Annotated in this window: 24 protein-coding genes; 13 read left to right on the forward strand and 11 right to left on the reverse strand. The window is 66.3% G+C overall.

Translation table 11 applies throughout. The features are described 5' to 3' along the window. Positions 1-129: 129 nt before the first annotated feature. Entirely contained in the window at positions 130-456 is a 327-nt protein-coding gene (locus ASE64_RS11420) for a GNAT family N-acetyltransferase (protein ID WP_055780461.1), read from the forward strand. A 12-nt stretch (positions 457-468) separates the two neighbouring features. Here the strand turns inward: ASE64_RS11420 and ASE64_RS11425 are convergent, their stop codons facing one another. Then, positions 469-1,368, reverse strand: coding sequence for a hypothetical protein (locus ASE64_RS11425; protein WP_235480598.1), 900 nt, complete (start codon positions 1,366-1,368; stop codon positions 469-471). A gap of 70 nt (positions 1,369-1,438) precedes the next feature. Between ASE64_RS11425 and ASE64_RS11430 the strand changes: the two genes are divergently transcribed. Continuing rightward, entirely contained in the window at positions 1,439-1,942 is a 504-nt protein-coding gene (locus ASE64_RS11430; protein ID WP_055780463.1) for a DUF427 domain-containing protein, read from the forward strand. An 8-nt stretch (positions 1,943-1,950) separates the two neighbouring features. On the opposite strand, the gene ASE64_RS11435 is transcribed toward ASE64_RS11430, so the two are convergent. Both ASE64_RS11435 and ASE64_RS11440 read right to left on the reverse strand, forming a co-directional pair. Further along, positions 1,951-2,790: a DUF3097 domain-containing protein gene (locus ASE64_RS11435; protein WP_055780466.1), complete on the reverse strand. Its 840-nt coding sequence runs from the start codon at positions 2,788-2,790 to the stop codon at positions 1,951-1,953. Between the two features lie 65 nt (positions 2,791-2,855). Next, a complete protein-coding gene (locus tag ASE64_RS11440; protein ID WP_156351829.1) occupies positions 2,856-4,163 on the reverse strand; it encodes a CoA transferase in 1,308 nt (435 codons plus the stop codon). 112 nt (positions 4,164-4,275) lie between these two features. On the opposite strand from ASE64_RS11440, the gene ASE64_RS11445 reads away from it, so the two are divergent. Then, a complete protein-coding gene (locus ASE64_RS11445; protein WP_055780470.1) occupies positions 4,276-5,247 on the forward strand; it encodes an LLM class F420-dependent oxidoreductase in 972 nt (323 codons plus the stop codon). Between the two features lie 92 nt (positions 5,248-5,339). Then, entirely contained in the window at positions 5,340-6,839 is a 1,500-nt protein-coding gene (locus ASE64_RS11450) for an MFS transporter (protein WP_082466196.1), read from the forward strand. Here ASE64_RS11450 and ASE64_RS11455 read toward each other — a convergent pair whose 3' ends face one another. Both ASE64_RS11455 and ASE64_RS11460 read right to left on the reverse strand, forming a co-directional pair. Next, positions 6,840-7,706 carry an aminotransferase class IV gene (locus ASE64_RS11455; RefSeq protein WP_055780472.1) on the reverse strand — a complete coding sequence of 289 codons (867 nt, stop codon included), beginning with the start codon at positions 7,704-7,706 and terminating at the stop codon, positions 6,840-6,842. Further along, positions 7,703-8,215, reverse strand: coding sequence for a metallophosphoesterase family protein (locus ASE64_RS11460; RefSeq protein ID WP_200920215.1), 513 nt, complete (start codon positions 8,213-8,215; stop codon positions 7,703-7,705). The genes ASE64_RS11455 and ASE64_RS11460 overlap by 4 nt, the downstream gene beginning before the upstream one ends. Before the next feature lie 39 nt (positions 8,216-8,254). On the opposite strand from ASE64_RS11460, the gene ASE64_RS11465 reads away from it, so the two are divergent. Then, on the forward strand, positions 8,255-9,823 hold the full coding sequence (locus tag ASE64_RS11465) for a DUF7059 domain-containing protein (protein WP_055780477.1): 1,569 nt from the start codon (positions 8,255-8,257) through the stop codon (positions 9,821-9,823). A 21-nt stretch (positions 9,824-9,844) separates the two neighbouring features. Here ASE64_RS11465 and ASE64_RS11470 read toward each other — a convergent pair whose 3' ends face one another. After that, positions 9,845-11,059 (reverse strand): MFS transporter, encoded by a 1,215-nt coding sequence (locus ASE64_RS11470; protein ID WP_055780480.1) that lies wholly within the window; start codon positions 11,057-11,059, stop codon positions 9,845-9,847. A 92-nt stretch (positions 11,060-11,151) separates the two neighbouring features. Here ASE64_RS11470 and ASE64_RS11475 point away from each other — a divergent pair, with 92 nt between their 5' ends. After that, entirely contained in the window at positions 11,152-11,763 is a 612-nt protein-coding gene (locus tag ASE64_RS11475; RefSeq protein WP_055780483.1) for a hypothetical protein, read from the forward strand. On the opposite strand, the gene ASE64_RS11480 is transcribed toward ASE64_RS11475, so the two are convergent. The 3 genes from ASE64_RS11480 to ASE64_RS11490 form a co-directional block, all read right to left on the reverse strand. Next, entirely contained in the window at positions 11,760-12,524 is a 765-nt protein-coding gene (locus tag ASE64_RS11480; protein ID WP_055780486.1) for an ABC transporter ATP-binding protein, read from the reverse strand. The two genes, ASE64_RS11475 and ASE64_RS11480, sit on opposite strands and share 4 nt — an antisense overlap. Next, the gene (locus tag ASE64_RS11485; RefSeq protein ID WP_235480599.1) at positions 12,524-13,327 is read right to left on the reverse strand and encodes an ABC transporter permease; all 804 of its coding nucleotides are present in this window, start codon (positions 13,325-13,327) and stop codon (positions 12,524-12,526) included. The genes ASE64_RS11480 and ASE64_RS11485 overlap by 1 nt, the downstream gene beginning before the upstream one ends. A gap of 138 nt (positions 13,328-13,465) precedes the next feature. Next, the gene (locus ASE64_RS11490) at positions 13,466-14,158 is read right to left on the reverse strand and encodes a phosphocholine cytidylyltransferase family protein (protein WP_044438827.1); all 693 of its coding nucleotides are present in this window, start codon (positions 14,156-14,158) and stop codon (positions 13,466-13,468) included. A gap of 597 nt (positions 14,159-14,755) precedes the next feature. Here ASE64_RS11490 and ASE64_RS17190 point away from each other — a divergent pair. The 3 genes from ASE64_RS17190 to ASE64_RS11505 all read left to right on the forward strand — a co-directional run bounded on the left by ASE64_RS17190 (position 14,756) and on the right by ASE64_RS11505 (position 17,961). Then, on the forward strand, positions 14,756-16,036 hold the full coding sequence (locus tag ASE64_RS17190; RefSeq protein ID WP_235480600.1) for an ABC transporter ATP-binding protein: 1,281 nt from the start codon (positions 14,756-14,758) through the stop codon (positions 16,034-16,036). After that, positions 16,012-17,583, forward strand: coding sequence for a hypothetical protein (locus ASE64_RS11500; protein WP_156351831.1), 1,572 nt, complete (start codon positions 16,012-16,014; stop codon positions 17,581-17,583). Before ASE64_RS17190 ends, ASE64_RS11500 begins: the two co-directional genes overlap by 25 nt. A gap of 72 nt (positions 17,584-17,655) precedes the next feature. Then, positions 17,656-17,961 carry a DUF3039 domain-containing protein gene (locus ASE64_RS11505; protein WP_055780491.1) on the forward strand — a complete coding sequence of 102 codons (306 nt, stop codon included), beginning with the start codon at positions 17,656-17,658 and terminating at the stop codon, positions 17,959-17,961. A 13-nt stretch (positions 17,962-17,974) separates the two neighbouring features. Here ASE64_RS11505 and ASE64_RS11510 read toward each other — a convergent pair whose 3' ends face one another. Beyond that, positions 17,975-19,276, reverse strand: coding sequence for a nicotinate phosphoribosyltransferase (locus ASE64_RS11510; RefSeq protein ID WP_055780494.1), 1,302 nt, complete (start codon positions 19,274-19,276; stop codon positions 17,975-17,977). Between the two features lie 44 nt (positions 19,277-19,320). Between ASE64_RS11510 and murI the strand changes: the two genes are divergently transcribed. The 4 genes from murI to ASE64_RS11530 are packed head-to-tail and all read left to right on the forward strand — an operon-like array spanning position 19,321 to position 22,498. After that, on the forward strand, positions 19,321-20,145 hold the full coding sequence (gene murI / locus ASE64_RS11515; RefSeq protein ID WP_055780497.1) for a glutamate racemase: 825 nt from the start codon (positions 19,321-19,323) through the stop codon (positions 20,143-20,145). An 18-nt stretch (positions 20,146-20,163) separates the two neighbouring features. Continuing rightward, the gene (gene rph, locus ASE64_RS11520) at positions 20,164-20,904 is read left to right on the forward strand and encodes a ribonuclease PH (protein WP_055780500.1); all 741 of its coding nucleotides are present in this window, start codon (positions 20,164-20,166) and stop codon (positions 20,902-20,904) included. Next, on the forward strand, positions 20,901-21,515 hold the full coding sequence (gene rdgB / locus ASE64_RS11525) for an RdgB/HAM1 family non-canonical purine NTP pyrophosphatase (RefSeq protein WP_055780502.1): 615 nt from the start codon (positions 20,901-20,903) through the stop codon (positions 21,513-21,515). Before rph ends, rdgB begins: the two co-directional genes overlap by 4 nt. Positions 21,516-21,562: 47 nt before the next feature. Continuing rightward, positions 21,563-22,498 (forward strand): cation diffusion facilitator family transporter, encoded by a 936-nt coding sequence (locus ASE64_RS11530; protein ID WP_055780504.1) that lies wholly within the window; start codon positions 21,563-21,565, stop codon positions 22,496-22,498. A 24-nt stretch (positions 22,499-22,522) separates the two neighbouring features. On the opposite strand, the gene aspS is transcribed toward ASE64_RS11530, so the two are convergent. Next, on the reverse strand, positions 22,523-24,295 hold the full coding sequence (aspS, locus tag ASE64_RS11535) for an aspartate--tRNA ligase (RefSeq protein WP_055780507.1): 1,773 nt from the start codon (positions 24,293-24,295) through the stop codon (positions 22,523-22,525). Between the last annotated feature and the right edge of the window lies 1 nt (position 24,296).

The following is a 24,296-nucleotide window of genomic DNA, read 5'->3' on the forward strand; positions in this document are numbered from 1 at the left end:
GTGCGAACAATGCTCTCACCTCGCCTTCATATGTGTAACAAATGTGTAACTTCGTCAACCCTAGCAGTTGACTCTCAGCAATTCACCACGTTGATGTGCGAGTCGCCGAATCGAAGCACAATAGAGACCATGGTCGATATCACCGATTCCGGACACAGCTACGAGCTGAGCATCGATGGCGAGTTCGTGGCCCGCTGTGACTACCGAGACGCCGGGCCTCGTCGGGTCTTCACCCATACCGAGGTCGACGCCGCCCACACCGGGCACGGTCTGGCGACGACGCTTATCGAGTACGCGCTGAACGACTGTCGCACTCAGGGAATGCGCATCGTGGCTCGCTGCCCTATGGTGTCGTCCTATCTCGGGAAGCACAACGACTTCGCCGATCTGGTCGACACTCCGGCGGGAGTGGACGCACCCGAGCCCGAGCCCGGCCAGACCCCCGAACGTCGCTGAGGCCCCATCGACTCAGATTCGCACGTCCGGCCACGGCGAACCCGGAGCATCCGGTGCCAGCACGTCGGGCTGCGGCGTCGTGCGAGAGCGGGTGAGTATGCGCGGCCGACGTCGTTTCTCGTTCGACAACTCTTTTTGCCGAGGCGCCTTCTTCTCTCGCGGCACGACGACCTTCGGCTCGAGGCTCGCAGGAAAGAACGGCGGGGGAGGGCCGAAGGCGTAGCGTGCGCTGTGAACGACCTTGCGTCCGAGGATGTGATTGCCCGTTCCGCCGATCACGGCGCCGACGCCGAAGGGCACGAGGCGACCGACAGCCCCTGCTCCCGCCCGAGCGGCCAGGTGTTTGAGGAACGTGGTCTTCATCCGATCTGCGATCGGTCCGATAGCGAACTGGGGGAGGCTGCGCGTCACCAATGTGCCCCAGTACTGGTTTCGTGGCGCACCCGCGCCCGTCACCTGACCAGCCAACTGTTTGACCAGATCGGATCCCGCGGTACCCATCATCATTGACATCACGAGTGTGCGTGCCCGATCGGGGTCGTCGACGGCGATGCCGTGTACCTCTGTGATCGACTGCGCGAACAGGGCGCTGGCCTCGAGGAACCCCGCCGTCTCGACGCTCGTGAGGGCGAGGGAGATGCCGACTCCGATTCCCGGGATCACGGCACTTGCGCCGACCGCTGCGCCGCCTGTCGTGACGGCGGCGAGATAGCGGGTCTCGAGGATCTTGATGATCTGCTCGGTCGTCGCGTTCGGATGCATCTTGCGGATGGATCGGATGTGCGCGATCACGACCGGGCGGTGCACGCTCAAGAGGCCGTCGATGCCTTTGGTGAACTGCGGGTGCAGGTCCGGGTCGTAGACCGTCGGCCCTGGCTGGGCCTCGCCGATCTGTTTCTGCTTCTTCGCCACTGAGAGTCCTTCGTTCGGTCGGTGGGGTGATCATCCTACGTTTCGAACCCGAGAGGCGTAGCGTCGACACATGCAAACTCGACCCGCGCATGCCCAGATTCCCGAAGACGGCCAAGAGTCGGTGTGGGACTACCCACGTCCTCCTCGTGTCGAGAAATCGACCGAACGCATCCAGATCACCCTTGGCGGTGTCGTGATAGCCGATACGACCGACGCTTGCCGAGTATTGGAGACGAGCCATCCGCCCGTGTACTACCTGCCCCGTGCCGATTTCGCCGATGGGGTGCTCAGCCCCGCGTCCGGCAGCTCGTTCTGCGAGTTCAAGGGATCCGCGAAGTACGTCACGCTTCGGGGCGGAGGACATGTCGCGCAGGGCGCGGGCTGGTTCTATCCCACGCCGACGGCCGGATTCGACGAGCTTCGAGACAGGGTCGCCGTCTATCCGTCGGCCATGGATTCCTGCACCGTCGACGGCGAGGCGGTCACGCCGCAGGAGGGCGACTTCTACGGCGGGTGGATCACTTCGCGGGTGGTCGGCCCGTTCAAGGGCGCGCCGGGAACCCTCGGTTGGTGAGGCGAGCCCTATTCGGCCGTGACGAAGTCGATGAGCTGCTCCACACGGCCGAGTAGCTCGGGCTCGAGATCGGTGTAGGTCGACACCCGAGAGAGGATGCGCTGCCAGGCGCGCGCGATGTCGGCCTGCTCCGCGTGCGGCCACCCGAAGGCCTCGCAGATTCCGTGCTTCCACTCGATGGAGCGAGGAATGACCGGCCACTCCGTGAGCCCGAGTCTGGCGGGTTTCACCGACTGCCACACGTCGACGTAGGGGTGGCCCACGACGATCACGTTCGCGCCGTGGGGGCCGCGAGCGACCTTCTCGGCGATGCGGCTCTCCTTCGAGTTCGGAACCAGATGGTCGACGAGAACTCCCACACGCCGCCCTGGTCCGGGCCGAAACTCGGCGAGGACCTCCTCGAGGTGGTCGACACCCTCGAGATATTCGACCACCACGCCCTCGGCCCGCAGGTCGGAACCCCAGACCTTCTCGACGAGCTCGGCGTCGTGTCGGCCCTCGACGAAGATGCGGCTCGCCCTGGCGACGCGTGCTCGTTCCTGCGGCCCCGCGATCGAGCCGGATGCCGTGCGTCCGAGTCCGGTCTGCTTCGTTCGAGGAGCGCGAACGGCCACCGGAGTGCCCTCGAGGAGGAAGCCCGGTCCGAGAGGGAACATGCGGCGGCGGCCTTTCCAATCCTCCAGCTCGACCATCCGTCCTTCGATCCGCACGACGGAGCCGCAGAAGTCGCTCGCGACGTCTTCGAGAACGAGATCGGTGACGGCCTCGACGACCGGGAGGTCGATTTTGGCTGGACGCCTCGAGAAGTCGGCCAGTACGTCGGAGCCATAGCGATCGTCGGTGTTCATCTGCTCGACGCTAGCAACTCACGACGGGCCAGCCCGAGAGACTCGCTGGGCGCGGTCTCGGGCCGTCAGACCCATGTAGGCGAGTCGGTTCCGAGTGGATGCGCGATCGAGGCGTAATCGGCGAACTCGGCGAGGGCGGGTCGGGCGGTCGTCACGTCACCGTGGGTGACGACGGCCGTGTTCGTCAGCGCCGCGCCCTCCGTCGTCCGAACTCCCTGACGGGCCTCGAGAAGCTCGGCGGCGACACCGGCGAGCGACACCGAGATGCGATGACCTGACGGGTGCTCGATCTGGCGCGTGAGGGCGCGTACGACCGCGGCGGCGAGCCTGTATCCGGCGGAGTGGTCGAGTGCCTGGACCGGCAGAGCCCCGGGGGCGGGCCGTTCACCCGCGGTCGATCGTGACTCGATCATCGAGATACCCGTGACCGCCTGCACGAGACTGTCAAAGCCCCGTCGATCCCTCCAGCTCTCCTCCGCGCCCCAGGCGTTCACCGTTGCGTGCACCAGACCCGGGGGTACGGTCAATCCGAGAGCCTCGATCGCGCCGGGCCGGTAGCCGCTCACGAGAACGTCGGCCTCGGCCAGAAGAGCGTCGAGCCTGGCGCGCCCCGAAGAGGCCTTGCCGTCGATGAACGTAGAGCGCTTGCCCTGACCCGTGTCGATGTGCTGAACGGCGATCTCGGGCATCGCGGGCGGGTCGACACGCAGCACGTCAGCCCCGAGGAGTGCGAGGCTCCGTGTGGCCACAGGCCCCGCGATCACCCGCGTGAGGTCGAGAACCCGGATGCCCGACAGTGGCCCTCCGGGTCGGTCGCGCGGCTGGCGGGTCGCCTCGCGACGATCCACGAGGTGGTCGCTGACGACAACGCCCTCCGGCGGTGTCCACTCACCGGGCTCGCGTACCCGCACGGCGAGCGCCCCCACGGGCCACGCGGCCTCTTCGACGTCTGTGGCGTCGAGACCCGAGACTTTCGCGGCGAAGTCGGCGGCCGTCGCGGTGTCGTCGAGTCCCATCGCGAGGCAGAGACGTCGTCGGTGATGGGGGTAGTTCGCGTGGGTGCGAATCCACCCGTCGCGGGTGGGAAAGAATCCGGAGAGCTCGGCGAACATCTGCACGGGCTGGCCGTTCTGGCGCAGGAGCCGGTCGCTTCCGTAGGCGCCCGCGATGCGATCCGCATCCAGGGACCACCGTCGGGGAGGGCTGCCGGCCGCGACGAAGTAGTCGTTGATCGCCCCGACGAAATCGGCCACGCTGCGCGAAGCCAGCCCCGCGACATCCAGATTCGACGGGAGGAGTAGTCGCAGACGCGCCATGTCGGGCAACCGAACGAGACGATCATCGTGCTGAGCCGGGGACTCGAAGCGGGTCATGCGAGGACATTACTCCCGTGCGGTCAGCACATGGTCGGTTCGAGGACAACCCCTGACAGCCCGCTCGACGACCTCGTAGCGTGAAGAGCACGCACACGAGAAAGGCACGTCTATGACACGGTTCGGATACACCCTCATGACAGAGCAGAGCGGCCCGAAGGAGCTGGTGGGCTACGCCGTCGATGCCGAGCGAGCAGGGTTCGACTTCGAAGTCTCGAGCGATCACTACTCACCCTGGTTGACCGAGCAGGGTCACGCCTCGTATGCCTGGTCGATGCTCGGTGCCGTCGCTCAGGCCACCGAACGGGTGGAACTCGCCACCTATGTGACCTGCCCGACCATGCGCTACCACCCCGCAGTGATCGCCCAGAAGGCAGCCACGATGCAGCTGTTGAGCGATGGCCGATTTATTCTGGGACTCGGATCCGGCGAGAACCTCAACGAGCACGTCGTCGGCGAAGGGTGGCCGTCGGTCGCGCCACGCCAGGACATGCTCGAGGAGGCGGTGACGATCATCCGTCAGCTGCACACCGGCGATCTCGTCACGTGGGAGGGCGAGTACTTCCGCGTCGACTCGGCCCGCATCTGGGATGTGCCCGAGGGCGGGGTCCCCATCGGACTGGCCGTGTCGGGCGAGAAATCGATCGAGCGGTTCGCCCCTCTCGGTGATCACCTCATCACGACCGAGCCGTCGGCGGAGCTCGTCTCCGGCTGGGCGGCGGCGCGCTCGGGAGGCGCACCCTCGCGGTCGATCGGGCAGATCCCGATCAGCTGGGCGCCTGACAAAGAGGATGCGATTGCCCGGGCTCACGAGCAGTTCCGCTGGTTCGCGGGTGGCTGGGCGGTGAACGCGGACCTGCCGACTCCCGCGGGCTTCGAGGGCGCCACTCAGTTCGTGCGTCCTGAGGATGTGGCGGCGCAGATCGCCTGCGGTCCCGATCTCGACGAACTCGCCGAGAGCGTGCGCCCGTACCTCGACGCCGGGTTCACCGACGTGGCGATCGTGCAGATCGGCGATGAGCTGCAGCAGCGATTCCTCGACGAGGTCGCCGAACCACTGCTGGAGAAGCTCCGCGCACTCTAAGCGCGAAATATTCGTCGAGGGGACCGGGCATAGAACTCGAGCCGAGATTGTTGCACACGCGCAACCTCCTCTCGAAAGGCACCACCCGGCCTATGGCCCCCTCGACGAATACACCCGAACCCACCGATGACCGCAGCGAACGAGAACGCCGCCAGCGGGCGCGACTAAGCCGCACCCCGAGCGAACGGGCGATCGTCTTCACACTGGCGCTGACCGGCCTGACGGCAGCGGTGATGCAGACCCTGGTCACGCCCATCACGCCGGAGCTGCCCACACTGCTCGACACCTCCAGCTCGAACGCGACCTGGGTGCTCACGGCCACCCTTTTGGCAGCGGCCATCACCACTCCGATCTCCGGTCGGCTTGGCGACATGTTCGGCAAACGTCGCATCACGCTGCTGCTTCTCGCCATCACGATCGTCGGCTCGATCGTCTGTGCACTGGCACAGGACGTGACCGTGCTCATCGCCGGTCGAGCGCTCCAGGGTGTCGGACTCGGCGTGATCGCGCTCGGTATCAGCATTCTGCGCGATGTACTGCATCCCAAGCGGTTGGGTGCGGCGGTCGCGCTGGTCAGCTCGACCCTCGGAATCGGAGGCGCTCTGGGCCTGCCGGTGGCGGCCTTCGTCGCCGACACGTTCGATTGGCACGTGCTGTTCTGGATGGCGACCGCGCTGTCGGCTCTCGCGTTCGTGCTCGTCCTCTGGATCATCCCGGTCTCCACGCTGCGCACGGGCGGCTCATTCGATTTCATCGGAGCGATCGGATTCGGAATCGGACTCGTGGCGATCCTGCTCGCTGTCTCGAAGGGCAGTGAGTGGGGCTGGGCGACGCCGGGAACGATCGGCCTCTTCGCCGGGGGAGCCGTCGTCCTCATCGTCTGGGGCGTCTACGAGCTCCGCGCATCCAACCCACTGATCGATCTTCGGATCGCCGCGCGCCGACCGGTGCTGCTGACCAACCTGGCCTCGATCACCGTGGGCTTCGCCTACTTCGCCAGCGTCGCCGTTCTGCCGCAACTCCTCGAGGCGCCCACCGACACGGGTGTCGGTCTCGGGCAGACGCTGTTCATCGCCAGCCTCTGCCTGATGCCCAGCGGAATCGTGATGTTCTTCCTCTCGCCCATCGCCGCGCGGTTGTCGGCAAGCAGGGGTCCGCGAACGTCTCTCGTTCTGGGCTCGTTCATCATCGCCGTGGGCTATGTGCTGGCCGTCGGTCTGATGACGGAGGTCTGGCACGCGGTGCTCGTCGCCACCGCGGTGGGATTCGGTGTGGGCTTCGCGTATGCCGCAATGCCCACACTCATCATGCACGCGGTGCCGGCCTCGGAGACCGCGGCGGCGAACGGGTTCAACTCGGTGATGCGCACGCTCGGCTCGACGATCGCAGCTGCCGTCATCGGGGTGATCCTCTCGTCGCACGTCGACATCGTGGGAGAGCGTGCCGTTCCCACAGCCGCGGCATTCCAGTGGTCGTTCGGTCTCGCGGCCGCCGTCGCCCTCGCGGGCGCAATCCTCGCGCTCTTCCTGCCTCGACGCGAGACGATCTACACGACGGCGAGCATCCCCATCGTCACGCCCGGCAAGGACTGATCACTCGGGCCGGGTCTCGTCACTCAGCCATGAATTGAGCTCGGCCGTCAGGGCGTCGTCGACGGGCATGGCTCGGCCGTCGAGAGTGTGTACCGCTACGGCCTGACGTACGCTCGACACGAGCCACAAGGCGTCGCACGTCGATAGGTCGGCAGCCCTGATGCCGGCGAATCTCGTTCGGTACCCCTTCGACTCGAAGAACCCGAACGTGGTGGCCTGCGTCGTTCCAGCCAGGATCCCCGTCTCTACGCCAGGGGTCTCGACCAGGTCGCCGCGGCGCACGATAAGACTCGACGTCGGACCCTCGAGTGCGAGTCCATCGGTCGACGTGAAGATCACGTCGTCGGCGCCGCGTCTGGATGCCTCGCGCAGGGCCGCCGCGTTCGTCGCGTACGACAGATGCTTGGCCCCGAGCAGCAGCCACGGCGCACCGTCGGCGGCATCGCTCGCGTAGCCTCGGTCGAGGGTGACCACGGAGACGCCGCTGCGCCTGATAGCTGTGAAATCGCGGGCGGGTCGTGCGAGCAGCCAGGCCGTGGGGGAGCTGTCAGCATTCTCGACTCCCCGGGTCATGACCAGAGTGACGGCGAGACGGTCGACGGCGTCGTGTGTCTCGATCGCTCGGGCCAGAGCGGTCGTCCAGATCGACCGGTCGATGAGCGGCAGGTCGAGCGCCCCCGCCGACGCCTCGAGACGGTCGAAGCGGGCCGCGAGGGCGGGCATCCGGCCTGCGATGACGCTGATGCTCTCGAAGATGCCGTCACCGCGCGTGGCGCCCCAGTCAGTGACGTTCACCTGCGGCTGGCGAGGATCCCCTCGTCGAAAGCCCGATGCGTCGACGAAGAACAGGACGGGCGAGGCAGTCACGAGCGCCCCCTGTCGATGGCGTGCAGTTCGACCTCTCGCAGTTCGGCGGCGTCGGCCACCGCCGTGAGAAAGGTGCAGTGCGGTTGCCTGCGGCGGTCGGTGGGTGAGCCGGGATTCAGCAGGCGCAGACCGTTTGTCGCGGAGGAGTTCCACGGGATGTGGCTGTGGCCGAAGACGAGGACGTCTTCGTCGACGAACGTTTGCGCCATTCGCTCGTCGCGCCCGATCGACGCCCCTGTCTCGTGAACCATCGCGAATCGCACTCCCTCGATCTCGAATCGTGCGATCTCGGGCAGTCGTGACCGGAGCTCCGGGCCGTCGTTGTTGCCGTACACGCCGATCAGGCGTTGGGATCGAGCCTCGAGTGCGTCGAGCGTCGCCTCGTCGACCCAGTCGCCGGCGTGCAGGACGACATCGGCCGTGTCGATTGCAGACCACAGCTCAGGCGGTAGCGCCTTCGCACGTTTCGGCAGATGAGTGTCGGCGATGATGACTAGTCGGGTGCTCACCCGTTCAGTCTGGCAGCGCGGGTGGGATTGAATAAGGGGGTGACCCATCCCCAGCGCGACCTCATCGCCGCCCTCCGTTCAGACCTCACCGCGGCGGGATTCACCGTTTCCGCCCTCTCCGGCCTGTGGGGCCCGGACGCGGATGCGGCACTGCACCGCAACCAGCGCGTGCCGGCGCTCAGAGCGTTGTCCGCGCTGAAGCGCACGCTCGGCCGATCCACGCCGACGGCCACACTCGCGGAGCTGTTCGTTCTCGGCCTGCCCGTGTCGCCCGCGATGCTCGCTGAAGCCCTGCCGACCCTAGGACTCCAGGGCGCCTCCGAGCTCAGGTTGATCTCGTCGGTGGGCGAGCGAGACGAGAGCGTGCGGCCGACAGCCGATCTGCGCCTCTACAGCTTCATCGACCAGCTCGGAGTCGGCAGCTGGTGGATCGTCTCGGACCTCGGCGAGTTGTCTCTCGGACACGCCGTCGGCGAAGATCACGTGCTGGGTGTGGGAGGCGCCTCTCTCACCTTGAGCGGACTCATGATCCAGCGGCCCGTCGACGCCGCGCTCGACCTCGGAACCGGGTGCGGCATCCAGGCCATGCATGCGGCGCGGCACGCGCGCCGGGTCGTGGCAACCGATATCTCCGCCCGTGCGCTCGACGTAGCCGCCCTGAACGCCGAGCTGAACGAATTCGAGAACATCGAGTTTCGGCTCGGCAGCCTCTTCGAGCCCGTCGCCGATGAGACCTTCGACCAGATCGTCTCGAATCCGCCCTTCGTCATCACGCCCCGAGCCGAGGGAGTGCCGAGCTACGAGTACCGCGATGGCGGCATGGTCGGCGACGCCCTCGTGCAGCACGTCATGCGCCACGCGAGCGAATACCTCGCCCCGGGCGGCATCGCGCAGTTCCTCGGCAACTGGGAGTACGCGCGTGGGCAGGCGGGCCTCGATCGAGTGAACGGATGGCTCGACGAAGCGACCGATCCTCTCGTCGACGCCTGGGTCATCGAACGAGATGTGCAGCACATCGACGAATACGCAGAGACCTGGATCAGAGACGGAGGCACCACCCCGGCTTCGCCGGAGTTCGACCGTCTCTACGGAGCGTGGCTCAACGACTTCGAACACCGCGGGGTCGATCACGTAGGGTTCGGCTACGTCACGCTTCGGCGACCGGATGCGGTGGCGCCCGACATACCCGCGGCCCCGCTGCGCCGTCTCGAGCAGCTGCACGGCCCGCTCGGGGGTTCCGGCTCCGGACTCGGCGCACATCTGGCGGAGTGCCTCGACGGACACGACTGGCAAGCCGCGCGCGATGATGCCGAACTCGCCTCGGCGACGCTCGTCGTGGCATCCGATGTGACCGTGGAACGGCACTACTGGCCCGGCGACGACGACCCCACGGCCATGATCTTGAGGCAGGGAGGCGGATTCGGTCGACAGACCCCGATCGACACCGGGCTCGCCGCTCTCGTCGGCGCGTGCGATGGGGAACTCACGGTCGGATCCATCTGCGCCGCGCTCGGCCAACTGCTCGAGGTCGACGAGCGAGCCCTCGAAGCGGAGTTGCTGCCGCTCGTGCGTTCTCTTCTCGACGACGCGATACTGCTCCCGAACTGAGGCGTCTGGCCCCGGCGAGGCTCAGGGGTGCCGGGACTCCACGCGGGCCGATGCCGTGACCCCGAAGACGAGAAGCACCACGACCGAGGCGGACACGACGATGAGCGGCGCCGACCATCCGCCGGTCGCCTCGTGCACCGCGCCGACAATCGAGGGCCCCGTTGCCGCCAACAGATAGCCGCCGCCCTGCACGAACGCGGACATGCCCCTCGCCTGATCGTTGCTGGTCGACATGCGCACGATGATGATGAAGACGATCGTGATGCCGCCGCCCTGCGCGGCACCGCCGACGACCGACCAGAGGGGCCAGAGCTGAGGCGCGAGCAGCAGCCCCACCGGCATGGCCAACCAGAGCGCGCCGACGAGCCCGACCACCGAGCCAGGACGCCAACGGTTGGCGAGCACCGGCACGCCCAGAGCTCCGACCACTGCCAGAAGCTGGAACACCGACGAGCTGGCCCCGGCTGATTTGGGGTCGAGGCCTTGCACCTCGTGGAGGATCGTCGGCAGCCACGTGGTGATGCCGTAGTACGAGAAAGCCTGTCCGCCGAACGCGAGCATGAGCAGCCACGCGGTGAGGCTCCTGTACGAGGCAGAGTGCACGGGTGCCGACTCGGTGGTCTCGGTGGTGATTGCTCGATCGCCGAGGACCGATCGGCGCCAGCCTGCGGCCTGGCCCCAGACGAGGATGGCGACGACGACGAGTACGGCCCACGCGGTGATAGCAGCCCGCCAGCCCAGCCAATCAGCCAGGGGAGCGGTGCCGAGCGAGGTCAGCATGGCGCCCACGTTGAGCGTCGCCGTATAGACACCGGTCACGATGCCGACCCTCGACGCGGGGAAATCGCGTCGAACCACGACGGGGACGACGACGTTGCCGATCGTGATGGCGATGCCGATCACCAGGGTTCCGATCACCGCGACGGCGAACCCGCCCTGAGCCCGGATCAGGGTGCCGATGAGGATCCCGGTCAACGAGATGAGCACGGCCCGCTCGGGTCCTGCGCGCCCGATCAAGGCTGCGGCCAGCGGAGTGGCCAGGGCGAAGCAGAGAACGGGAAGGCTCGTGAGCAGGCCCGCGGTCGCCGCCGACAGGCCGAGCTCGTCTCGGATCTGCCCGATCACCGGAGCGATCGCGACGATCGGTCCGCGCAGATTGAGCGCGAAGAGTACGACCGCCGCCAGCAGGAACCACGGCATCGCGCGGGCAAGGGATCCGGTGTCGCGCGTTCTCATCACCGTCCATTATCTCCAACGGCCGAGTGGCACAGCCCCACCCCAGCCCGACCGGGGAAGATGGATGGACGACACGTGAGAAAGGACATCCCATGGGCTTCCTCGACAGGCTGCTCGGTCGCGAACCGGAGCAGGCACCGCAGGGCACGACCGGATCGGTCCCCGACTACGGCACTCCTCCTGGCGCGGTGAAGGACGCGACGCCGGACGGCCGATCAGACGACGAGATCGCGCTCGAACGCTACCGCTACCTTCTGAGAACCGCGCCGCCCGAGACGATCGAGCAGGTGCACGAAGAGGCCTTCGCCCGTCTGACACCGGATCAGCGGGCTCAGGTGTTCGCTCAGCTCAGTGCGGAGGCTCCGCAGGGTGAGGCACCTCGCGACGCGGGAGCCCCGGCACTCGCACAGGCGGCGACCCGGTCTGAGTTGCGCAATCCCGGAACGCTCGAGCGGTCGCTTGGCGCGCAGAACCAGGCAGGCGGGCCGGGCTTCGGGTCGGGCATGGGATCGATGTTCGCGGGGTCGCTCCTCGGCAGCGTGGCCGGCATCGTCATCGGCAGCGCAGTCGCCCAGGCGTTCATACCCGATCTGGGCAGCAACGAGACCGCCGGTGCCGACGCTTCCGGCGGCGACGGCGGCGGATTCGGCGACGGCGGTGGAGACTTCGGCGGCGGGGACTTCGGCGGAGGATTCGACTTCTAAGGGCGCTTTGTGGGCGCGGCCGCGACCGGGTAGTCCGCGGCGTAACGCGCGAGAACGTCCGCGACCGGCGCATCCAGAACCAGCGAACCCTTGTCGAGATAGAGCCCGCGGGTGCAGAAGCGCCTGAGGTCTTTCTCGTTGTGGGAGACGAAGAATAGAGTGCGGCCTCCGGCGAGCAGTTCCTCGATGCGTCGGTAGCACTTCTCTCGGAATGCCTTGTCACCCACGGCGAGCACCTCGTCCACGAGAATGATCGGCTCCTCGAGTTGAGAGATCACCGAGAAGGCGATCCGCACCTTCATGCCGCTGGAGAGATGCTTGTAGGGCGTGTCGAGGAAGTCGCCGATCTCGGCGAACTCGATGATGCGAGCGAAGCGCTCGTCGATCTGCGCCTTGGTCATGCCGTGCAGCCCGGCGGTGAGATAGACGTTGTCGCGAACAGAGAGGTCGTCGACGAATCCTCCGGTGATCTCGATGAGCGGGGCGACCCCTTCACCCACGCGCACGGTTCCCTCGTCGGGCAGGACGACCTCGGCGACGAGTTTGAGGAGGGTGGACTTACCCTGACCGTTGCGACCGATCACTCCGATGGCCTCGCCCTGTCGCACCGTGAAGCTCACGTTGCGCAGAGCCCAGAACTCGTCTGGCCGCGAACGACGCAGACGCCCCGCGAAGAGATCCTTGAAGTTGCGGCGTGATCGCCGGTTTCGTTTGAACCGGATGCCTGCATCGGCGACGGTGATGACGGGGGAGTCGTTCATCAGATCTCTTTCAGTACAGCGCGTTCGGTGCGCCGGAACACGAGGATGCCAATGAGAAGAACGAGAACGCTCATCGCCGCGCTCACGCCGACGAGGAACCAGTCGAGCTGTTCGGGGAAGAATGCCGATCGATACAGCGAGAAGATTCCACTGAGCGGATTGAATGCCGCGAAGACGTGCAGCTGAGCCGGCAGATCCGTGGTGCTGTAGATGATCGGGGAGGCATAGAAGAGTGCGCGTAGAGCGAGCTTCACCGCTCGTTCGAGGTCACGGAAGAACACGACGAGCGGCGCGACGATGAGGCCGACGCCGACCGTGAGGACGCCTTGGATGAGGATCGCGACCGGGAAGAGGAGGACCTCGATGTGCAGAGTCGCGCCGGAGAAGATGGCGAACACCGCCAGCACCGGCAGGCTGGCGAGGAACTCGATTCCCTTCGAGAGCACGAGCCTGTTCACCCAGATGGTGCGGGGGATCTTCGTCGAGCGGATGAGCTTCGCTTCGCGGAGGAACGCGCGCGTGGCGTCGGCGGTGGTCCCGTTGAACCACATCCAGGGCAGCAGCGCGGCCAGGAGGAAGACGATGTACGGGTCTTCGCCGACGGACTTCTGGAAGACCTGCGTGAAGACGAACCAGTAGATCAGCGCCATGACGAGCGGATCGAGGATCGACCAGACGTACCCCAGAGCCGACGTCGAGTAGCGAACGCGCAGGTCTCGTCTGGTCAGGAGCCAGAGGGCGTTGCGATATCGCGCGAACGGAGTGCGCTGGTTCGGCCGCACCTCGCTGAGCGTCGTCGTCACGTGCCGGTTCTCATTTCTTGTCGAAGAACAACGCTCCACTCTATCCCGCACACGAATAATGCCCCCTCACGCCGATCAGTGATCGAAATGAGGGGGCACGAAGTCGGGGTCGGTCGATTCATACGCCGAGCGCGTGGGTCACACGAAGAGGTTCGCGCGCTCCAGGTCTTCGGCGAAGTCGACCTCGACGGCGTAGAGATCGGAGATGTCGACGGGCTCGACCAGCAGTCGGTTCTGCTCGATGGCGAGTTCGATGCCGCGCTCGAAGTAGTCCTGATCGCCGACCGCCTTGAGCTGGCGGAGCAGCGTGGCCTTGTCTGCTGCCGAGATGTAGTTGATGCCGACAGCCTCACCGAGGCCACCCTTCACTGTCTTCGACAGTTCTTTGATGTAGCCCTCGGCGCTGGTCGTGTACTTGACTTCCTCGTCGGACACCTTGGAGGTGTTGACGGTGACGAACGACTGATCGCGGGCGATCATCGCGGCCGCGCGGTCGAGAACGGCGGGGTCGAAGACCACGTCGCCGTTCATCCACAGGACGCCGCCGGGCCCCGATGCCTGGAGAGCGCGCATGAGGCTCTTCGAGGTATTGGTCTGGTCGTACTGCTCGTTGTAGACGAACGACGCCTGGGGGAAAGCCTCGATGATGTGCTCGAGCTTGTAGCCGACGACGATCGTGACCTTGGCGTTGTTGCCGAAGGCGTGATGGATGTTGTCGAATTGCTGGCCCATGATCGTACGGCCATCATTGAGTTCGGTGAGCGGCTTGGGAAGGGTGCGGCCGAGTCGGCTACCCATTCCCGCTGCGAGGATGACTACCTGGGTGGTCACGATGGATCTCCTTGATGGTGCGGACGTGCTTGAGGACAAAAGTGCGCATCTACATAGGAGTCGAGAATTCAGAAACCGTTAAGCCGTATGAGAGGCGCTGGACACTCCGTCATGTCGTTGTTCACTGTATCGTGTCCCCCGTTTCGGGTCACGTGATGCTGGCTCATCGTTTCGTGTTCGTGATATAACCGTCAGCCATTTCTCGGGGTGTGAATTGACGGGTGAAAGCACATCACTGTGTGTCGGTGATGAATGCGAGTGTCGGTCTCGGCTGATACCTTAAGTTCGGTGAGCTCAGAGTCAGACATTTCCGCGACCGGGGGCGAAGGCAGCGAAGAGTTGAACGAGGAGTCGATTACCTCGGCAGCACAATCAGCTACCGGAGCCCAAGACGCAACGTCTCGGCCCTCGAAAACCGGCACCACAGCACGAAAACCGCGAGCCGCCAGAACATCGAAACCTCGTTCGGCGGGCGCGGAGCAGTCCTCTACGACGGTGAGACCGTCGCGCACGGCCAAGCCGCGCACCCAAGTCCGACCGGTGAAGCCTGCCGAACCAGGCGCCGACACGATCGGCGCAACCAGCGAAGAGGACGATGTGACGCCCCAGTCCCCGACCGACACGGCCGACAACGCTGTTGCCGATGACGCCGTGACCGACGGTGCCTCCGCCGAGGAAGCGATCGCCCAGGACTCTGAACCGAACGTGACCCCGGGCGAAGAAAGCGGCGACAAGACCGCTGGTGCCGAGACCGATCAGGCCGAGACCGGTCAGTCCGAGACCGATCAGCCCGAGGCCCCCGCTCAGAGCGCGGCCAAGCCCCGCCCGGCCTCACCTCGATCTCCCCGTGCTCGCAGCACCAGCGCCTCGCGCGCCGCGGCCGGTGCAGACCGCGTGCCCTCCGCGCCCCGCGCCCCACGTAAGCCCGCAGCGCCGCGCGCGAAAGCCGCACCGTCGGCATCCGATGCCCCCATCGTTCTCGACCCGACGGCCGCGCCGATCAGCAAAGCGGCGAAGAAGCCGGCACCGAAGGCCGTCAGGCTCACGGCAGCCCAGAAGAAGGCAGCCGCGCTGGCCGAGGCAGAGGCGGCTGAGCGCGCTGCGTTCCGTGCGCAGCAGCCGGTCGTTCTCTCGATCAGCCGCTTGGTCAAGAAGTTCGGCAGCACGACGGCGGTAGACGGCATCGACCTCGAGGTCCGACAGGGAGCGTTCTACGGAATCGTGGGCCCGAACGGTGCGGGTAAGACCACAACGCTCTCGATGGTCACGGGTCTCCTCCGACCAGACTCGGGCACGATCACGATCAACGACCTCGATGTCTGGGCAAACCCGGCGCAGGCCAAGAAGATCATCGGTGTGCTTCCTGATCGGCTCCGACTGTTCGATCGTCTCACCGGTCGACAGATGCTCTATTACGCAGGCACCCTCCGCGGTCTAGACAACAAGTCGGTGCGCGAGCGCAGCGATGACCTCGCGGCGGCCTTCGGGCTCGAGGATGCCCTGGGGCGCCTCGTCACCGACTACTCGGCGGGAATGACGAAGAAGATCGCTCTTGCCGCGGCAATGATCCACTCGCCTCGCATCCTCGTTCTCGACGAGCCGTTCGAGTCCGTCGACCCCGTGTCTGCGGCCAACGTGATCGAGATCCTGCAGAAATATGTCGAGACCGGCGGAACGGTTGTTTTGTCGAGCCACAGCATGGACATGATCCAGCGCGTGTGCGACGGAGTCGCGATCATCGTTCAAGGGCAGGTTCTGGCGCAGGGCACGGTCGATGAGGTCAGGCGCGGCGGCACACTGGAAGACCGCTTCGTCGAGCTCGCCGGTGGGCGCAAGGCAGCGGAAGGCATGGAATGGTTGCTGAATTCCTCAAACTGAAGCTGAGGCTTCTCGGCAACACGTTCAACCGCACCCCTAAGCAGAACGTCGGTGTCGTGGCGAGCGTCGTCGTCGCCGTTGCTCTGACGGTCGTGTGCGTGTGGGTGCTCTCGTCGGTGGTTCCCGGATCCGAAGAGGCGCGAACCACGATTGTGATCGGTGGATCGGTCATCGTCTTGGCCTTCATCGTCGGGCCACTGGTCTCCACCGTGCCCGATCCACTCGACCCCCGCAATTTCGCCCTCTTCGGCATTCCCGCGTCGACACTGGCGCGCGGTCTGGCCGTCGCGGGCCTCGTCGGTCTGCCCGTCATCCTGACCCTGATCGTGGCCGTGTCGACCCTTCAGGTGTGGTCGCAGAACGCGGCGACCATTCTGTTGGCCGTCCTCGCCGTTCTCCTCGTCGTCGCCACGGCGGTTCTCGCGTCGCGTGTCACGTCGCTCCTCGCCGCCATCGGCCTCGCCACCCGCCGGGCTCGAGAGACGGCCACGCTTGTGACCGTCGTCCTTCTCGTGCTCGTATCGCCCGCCGTCGTCCTCTGGGTCAGCGTCAACTGGGGTCGAGACGGTTCGGGCCTCGCCGGTGCTGCGGCCGACGCGCTGAGTTGGAGTCCTCTCGGCGCCGCGTGGGCTCTTCCGGCCGATGCCGCGAGAGAGATCCCTGCCGGCGAGATCGCCCTCAAACTCCTCATCGCTCTCGCCTTCGTCGCGTTGCTCTGGGTGTCGTGGAGAGCCCTCGTCGCCCGAGTGCTGGTCACCGCCCAGCGCAACATTCCCGAGCGTGAGCACGCGAACCTCGGGTGGTTCGCTCGAACACCCACCACTCGCACGGGTGCCGTGGCAGCTCGGAGCTTCACCTACTGGGCGCGCGACGCCCGGTACCCGGTTCCCGTGATCGGCGTCTTCGGATTCCTCGTCGTCGTGTTCCTCGCTTTTGTGATCGCCGGAATCCCGCTCACGTATCTGGTCTTGCTCACGGTGCCGGCGCTGTGTGTGACGCTGGCGTTCTCGGTGCACAACGACGTCGCCCTCGACAACTCGGCTGTCTGGCTCCATGTCTCCGCCAGCCGCGTCGGCTTCGCCGATCGTATGGGGCGTACCGCTCCCGTTCTCGCGATGGGCATTCCCCTCATCGCGGTGGGATCTGTCGCTGCGGCGTTCTTCGCCGACAGCTTCGCGACGCTGCCCGCGATCCTGGGGGTCAGCACAGTCCTCCTGCTCGCAGGGCTGGGAGTCGGAAACCTCCTCTCATCGCTGTTTCCCTACCCTGCGGTTCGTCCCGGCGACGGGCCGTTCTCGCAGCCCCAGGTCGGCGGCGGTACGGGATTCGTGGTGCAGATCGCCTTCGTTCTTCTGACGGCGCTGTTCACGGCGCCGTCGGTCGTCTACGCGATCCTCGGCCTCCTGGGCGACGAGTCGGCCTTCTGGCCGTCGCTGTGGTGGGGGGCAGGCGCGGGTGTGGTCGTGTTCGTCGCCGGAACCGTCGTCGGCGGCGCGATCTTCGATCGTCGCGGCCCGGACATTCTCGCGGCCGCCCTGCGCAACTGACACCTCGCAGCTCGGAGCACCGCGGGTTGCGTGCAGGGTCACCGCTGCGCTCGGTGAAATTAGACTGGTCGCATGAGTCACGTTCCTCACATCAGTCCAGCAGCCAGCATCGCCGATCCCGGCGGACCCCGCGAGGGTGGCGGCACATCGACTCTCGACCGCGAACTCGAGGAGTTGCTAGAGCAGGAGACGATCGAACCAGGCGACCACGAGCGGTTCTCTCACTACGTCAAGAAAGAACAGATTCTCGAATCTGCGATGACGGGTAAGCCGGTCAAGGCGCTGTGCGGCAAGAAGTGGCTGCCCGGTCGTGATCCTGAGAAATTTCCGGTGTGCCCCGACTGCAAGCGCATCTACGAGGGCCTGAAGCCCGAATAGGCGCTCCGTTCGATCAGACGTAGACGGTGGGGATGATGGGCTCGCCCCGGCCCAGACGGAACGCCTGGTCGGGGAGTTCGGCGATGGCGTCGGCTCTGTGGGTGCGAGCCAGCTCAACGCCCTCCGGGCCCGTGTAGCGGGCGTCGACCTCGCCCCTCTCGATGAGGGTGACGAGCAGGTCGCGAGCTGAGCTGTTCGACACCGCGGAATCGCCGACGTCGATCGTCTCGGCAACCGCTCGACCGAGGTCGTTCATCGTTCGCACCGGATGCTTGCGCCCACCCACCGTGGCCTTCTCGGCCGATTTCTTGGCGACGGAGACCCATGCGCCCTCGGCATCTTTATGCGCCACGAGCTTGTAGACCATACCGGCGGCGGGGGAGCCGGATCCGGTCACGACAGACGTTCCCACCCCGTAGGAGTCGACAGGCGATGCGGCCAACGCAGCGATGGTGTATTCGTCGAGATCGTTGGTCACGGTGATCTTGGTGCCCTGGTTGCCGAGGGAATCGAGCTGTTCCCGAACGGCGGTGACGAGGGAGGGCAGGTCGCCCGAGTCGATGCGGACCGCTCCCAGCTCGGGCCCCGCGACGCGCACGGCGAGCTCGACGCCCTTGTGTACGTCGAAGGTGTCGACGAGCAGCGTCGTCGATGGCCCGAGCGCGTCGACCTGGGCCTGGAACGCGGCTTCCTCGCTGTCGTGCAGCAGGGTGAACGAGTGGGCGGCCGTGCCCATCGTGGGAATGCCCCAGGTGCGCCCTGCCTCGAGGTTCGAGGTGGCGCCGAACCCCGCGATGTAGGCGGCGCGCGCAGCCGCTACGGCAGATCTTTCGCCTGTGCGGCGCGAACCCATCTCCGCGAGTGGGCGCCCGGCCGCCGCCGAGACCATGCGGGATGCTGCACTCGCCACCGAGGAGTCGTAGTTGAGAACGCTCAGGATGAGCGTCTCGAGGATGACTCCCTCTGCGAAGGTCGAGTCGACGATGAGGATGGGGGAGTTGGGGAAGTAGACCTCTCCCTCCCGGTATCCGGTGATCGTGCCGCGAAAACGGTAGTCGGCGAGCCAGTCGAGCGCGGCGGTGCGCACGATGCCCTCCCTGCTCAGCCATTCGAGTTCGGCGTCGCCGAATCGGAAGGCCTCGATCAGTTCGAGCAGACGCCCTGTACCTGCCACGATTCCGTATCGACGCCCCTGGGGGAGCCGGCGCGCAAAGGCTTCGAAAACGCATTCCCGCTCGTGCGTTCCGGCCTGGATGGCCGCATCGAGCATCGTGAGTTCGTAACGGTCGGTGAGAAGCGAAGAGGCGTCGGTCACTCGGCAAGCATATCCGCGGCCCGCGCGCGCAGTAGTCTTGACGGGTGAGTGATGCGCCGATCGGAGTCTTCGATTCCGGCGTCGGCGGCCTCTCCGTGGCTCGGTCCATCCGCGATCAGTTGCCCCGGGAATCCATCACCTACATCGGCGACACCGCTCGATCACCGTACGGACCGCGACCTCTCGCCGAGGTCAGGCAGTTCGCGCTCGAGGCGCTTGACACGCTGGTCGCGCAGGGCGTGAAGATGCTCGTCATCGCGTGCAACACGGCCTCCGCCGCGATGCTGCGCGATGCCCGCGAACGGTACTCGGTTCCCGTCGTCGAAGTGATCCAGCCCGCGGTTCGCGCCGCCGTATCGTCGACGAGAAATCTCAAGGTCGGAGTCATCGGCACCGAGGGAACGATCCGCTCCCGCGCGTACAACGACGCGTTCGCCGCGGCCCCGCACCTCGAACTCTTCACTCAGGCGTGCCCGAGATTCGTCGAATTCGTCGAGGCGGGCGACACGACGAGTCGTGAGCTCTTCGCCGTCGCCGAGCGCTACCTCGCCCCGCTTCGTGAGCACGATATCGACACACTCGTGCTCGGCTGCACCCACTACCCCTTCCTGAAGGGGGCGATCTCCTACGTGATGGGAGAGGGTGTACGTCTTGTCTCGAGCGACACCGAGACGGCGAACGATGTGTTCCGCGAACTCGTGAGCCGCGGAATCGAGCGCACGTCGTCGCCGCCGCCAGTGCACCGCTACGAGGCGACCGGCGCGAGCGCCGACGAATTCATGCGGCTCGCAGACCTGATGCTCGGCCGCCAGGTCGAGACCGTCGAGTTCGTCGAGACCGGCGTCATCACCCTTCCCCCCATCCACTGATCCCCTCCTGGAGACACCATGTCGAACGATTCCCGCAAAGACGGCCGCACCGCCAGCCAGCTGCGCCCCATCACGATCGAGCGTGGGTGGAGCGACCAGGCCGAGGGTTCGGCCCTGATCTCGTTCGGCAAGACGAAGGTGCTCTGCACCGCGTCGTTCACCAACGGGGTGCCCCGCTGGAAGCAGGGCAAGGGCCAGGGGTGGGTCACGGCCGAGTACTCGATGCTTCCGCGCTCGACCAACGACCGCATGGATCGCGAAGCCGTCAAAGGCAAGATCGGCGGACGCACGCACGAGATCTCGCGACTGATCGGCCGTAGCCTGCGTGCGGTCGTCGATATGAAGGCTCTCGGCGAGAACACCATCGTCATCGACTGCGACGTGCTGCAGGCAGACGGGGGTACCCGCACGGCGGCGATCACCGGTGCGTACGTGGCGCTGGTCGATGCCATCGAGTGGGCTCGCACCAAGAAGTTCATCGGTCAGAAGTCGCAGCCCGTCATCGACAGCCTGTCCGCGGTGTCGGTCGGCATCATCGACGGCGTTCCGATGCTCGATCTCGCCTATGTCGAGGACGTGCGCGCGGAGACCGACATGAACGTAGTCGTCACGGGCCGAGGACTCTTCGTCGAGGTGCAGGGCACAGCCGAGGGCGCGCCCTTCGATCGCGCCGAACTCGATGCCCTTCTCGACCTCGCGCTGGCGGGCACGGCCGAGCTGGCCGAGATCCAGGCGAGGGTTCTCGGATCGGGCGAATGAGCATCCGGGTCGTTCTGGCGACGCACAACGCGCACAAGGTCGAGGAATTCCAGAAGATCCTGGCGGCCGAGATCCCCGAACTCGAGATTGTCGCGTACGACGGGCCGGAGCCGATCGAAGACGGCGTCTCGTTCGCCGACAACGCTCTGATCAAGGCGCGGGTCGCGGCCGCCCACACCGGTCTTCCGGCCCTCGCCGACGACTCGGGCATCTGCGTCGACGTGCTCGGGGGAGCCCCGGGCATCTTCTCCGCGCGGTGGGCTGGTCACGGACGAGGAGCGACGGCGAACCTCGACCTCCTGCTCGACCAGCTGGCCGACATCAAGGACCCCCACCGCACAGGGTGGTACGCGTGCACCATCGCCGTGGTCGTGCCCGAACAGCCGGGCCGGGCCGCCAGCGAGCATCTCGCCGTGGGCGAATGGCCGGGCCGAATCGTGGATGCGCCGCGCGGCGAGAACGGATTCGGTTACGACCCGATCTTCGTGCCCGACGGAGGAGATCTCTCCGCTGCCGAGCTGACGCCCGAGCAGAAGAACGCCGACAGCCACCGCAGCAGAGCGTTCCGCGAACTGGTTCCCGTGTTGAGAATGAGCGTCATTCCTAACTAGCCGCGCCGCTAGGTGCAGCTCGCGTGGCTGCCTACGCTGGGAGGACGATGGCTCGCAGCGAACAACACTCCCACGGCTCCCACGACCACGCCTCGGCGACGACGAACCGGTCGCGCCTCGGCTGGGCGATCGCGATCGTCGCGACCGTCCTGATCGTCGAGATCGTCGGTGCCGTGGCCACGGGGTCGCTCGCCCTCCTCGCCGACGCGGGGCACATGGCATCCGATCTGATCGGGCTGATCGTAGCTCTCGTCGCGACCATCGTGGCGGCCCGACCCGCCACGGAGAGGCATAGTTTCGGCTTCCAGCGCGTGGAGGTCTTCGCCGCGTTGTTCAACGGGCTACTGCTGATCGGTGTCGCGGCATTCGTCGCCATCGAGGGAGTCTCTCGGCTCATCACGCCGGATGACGTGCAGATTCCTCCGGTGCCGTTGCTCGTCGTCGCTGCCATCGGACTGATCGCCAACTTCGCGGCGCTGATGCTGCTCCGAGGGGGCGCAAGCTCGTCGTTGAACATGCGGGGGGCCTACCTCGAGGTGTTCGGCGATCTGCTCGGGTCGGCGACCGTCATTGTCGCGTCGCTGGTGATCCTGTTCACAGGATTCGCCCCGGCCGATGCGATCGCGTCGCTGGTGATCGCCGCCATGATCATTCCGCGCGCCGTCTCGTTGCTGCGCGATGTCATCCGGGTTCTGCTTCAACAGACGCCCGTCGAGACCGACGTCGCCGAGATCCGCAGCCACATCCTCGCGGAAGAGGGCGTGGTTGATGTGCACGACGTGCACGTATGGGCCGTGACGACAGGCAAGAACATCTTCTCGGCGCACGTCGTGGTGGAGCCCGCCGTGTTCGAGCGCGGAGACTCCGGGCGGCTGCTGGATCGCCTGTCGATGTGCCTGTCAGCGCATTTCGACGTCAGACACTCCACGTTCCAGATCGAGCCCGCCGAGCACGCCCAGCACGAGGAGCACCTGCACCCGTAGGCGAGGTGTCCCCGTGCCGAGGGCCTACTTCTGCGGCAGAGCCTGAACGCCCAGCGTGCGGTACAACTCGACCTGCTGCACGGTCTCCAGCTCGGCCGGTGCGCCCGTGAGCGGGTCGTTGCCGCCACCCGACTTCGGGAAGGCGATGACATCGCGGATCGACTCCGTCGCTGCGAGCAGCGACACGACGCGGTCGAAGCCCATGGCGAATCCTCCGTGAGGCGGTGCACCGAACGCGAAGGCCTGCAGGAGGAAGCCGAACTTCTCCTGCGCCTCTTCTTCGCTGATGCCCATGATCTTGAACACGCGCTCCTGCAGCTCGCGAGTGTGGATACGGATGCTTCCGCCGCCGATCTCGTTGCCGTTGCAGACGATGTCATAGGCGTACGACAGGGCCGACTCGGGGTCGGAGTCGAACGTGTCGATGAACTCCGGCTTGGGCGAGGTGAAGGCGTGGTGCACTGCCGTCCACGCGCCGGCGCCGACCGCGACGTCACCGCTCGCGACCGCGTCGCCGGCGGGCTCGAAGAGGGGAGCGTCGACGACCCACGTGAAGGCCCAGGCTGCGGGGTCGATGAGGCCCTGGCGCTCTGCGATCTCGCCGCGGAGCGCACCCAGGAGTCCGCGTGATGCCTTGGCGGCGCCCGCTGCGAAGAAGATGCAGTCGCCGGGCTGAGCGCCGGCGTGGGCCACGAGGCCGGTGCGCTCGGCTTCGGACAGGTTCTTCGCGACCGGGCCACGCAGCTCTCCGTCTTCGCCGACGAGCACGTAGGCGAGCCCCTTGGCGCCGCGCTGCTTGGCCCACTCCTGCCATGCGTCGAGGGCACGGCGGGCCTGTCCGGCACCGCCGGGCATCACGACCGCACCCACGTAGGGTGCCTTGAAGATGGCGAAGTCGCTGCCCTCGAAGTACTCCGTGAACTCGACGAGCTCGAGGCCGAAGCGCAGGTCGGGCTTATCCGAGCCGAAGCGACGCATCGCCTCTGCGTAGGTCATGCGGGGCAGTGGCGTGGGGAGCTCGACATCGATCGTGCGCCACATGGCCCGCAGCACCTTCTCCGCGAGTTGGATGACCTGCTCCTGGTCGACGAAGCTCATCTCGACGTCGAGCTGCGTGAACTCGGGCTGCCTGTCGGCCCTGAAGTCCTCGTCGCGGTAGCAACGGGCGATCTGGAAGTACTTTTCGAACCCGCCGACCATGAGGAGCTGTTTGAAGAGCTGAGGGCTCTGTGGCAGCGCGTAGAACGTGCCGGGCTTGAGACGGGCGGGCACCAGGAAGTCGCGCGCGCCCTCGGGGGTCGAGTGGGTGAGGGTGGGCGTCTCGACCTCGACGAAATCCTCGTCGACGAGCACGTTGCGAACGGCGGCAGACACCTTGGAGCGCAGCTTCAGCGGGTACGCGGCGCTCTCGCGTCGAAGGTCGAGGTAGCGGTAGGCGAGGCGGGTCTCTTCGCCGGGTTCGTCGTCGAGCTGGAAGGGCAGGACGTCGCTGGCGGCCAGAACCTCGAGGCTTGTCGCCTGGATCTCGACCTCGCCCGAGGCGATGGTGGTGTTCACGTTGCCCGCGGGACGCTCGCGGACGATTCCCTTGACCGTCACGACGGACTCGACACGGAGGCTCTCGGCTGCCGCCACCAGCTCGTCACGGAATGTGACCTGGGCTATGCCGGACGAGTCACGGAGGTCGATGAAGGCGACGCCGCCGTGGTCGCGGATGCGCGCCACCCAGCCGGAGAGCATGACGTCGAGGCCCACGTCTTCGCGGGTGAGCGAGGACGCGTAGTTGGTTCTGTACATT

It is taken from the genome of Agreia sp. Leaf210 (assembly GCF_001421485.1).
Lineage (GTDB): Bacteria > Actinomycetota > Actinomycetes > Actinomycetales > Microbacteriaceae > Agreia.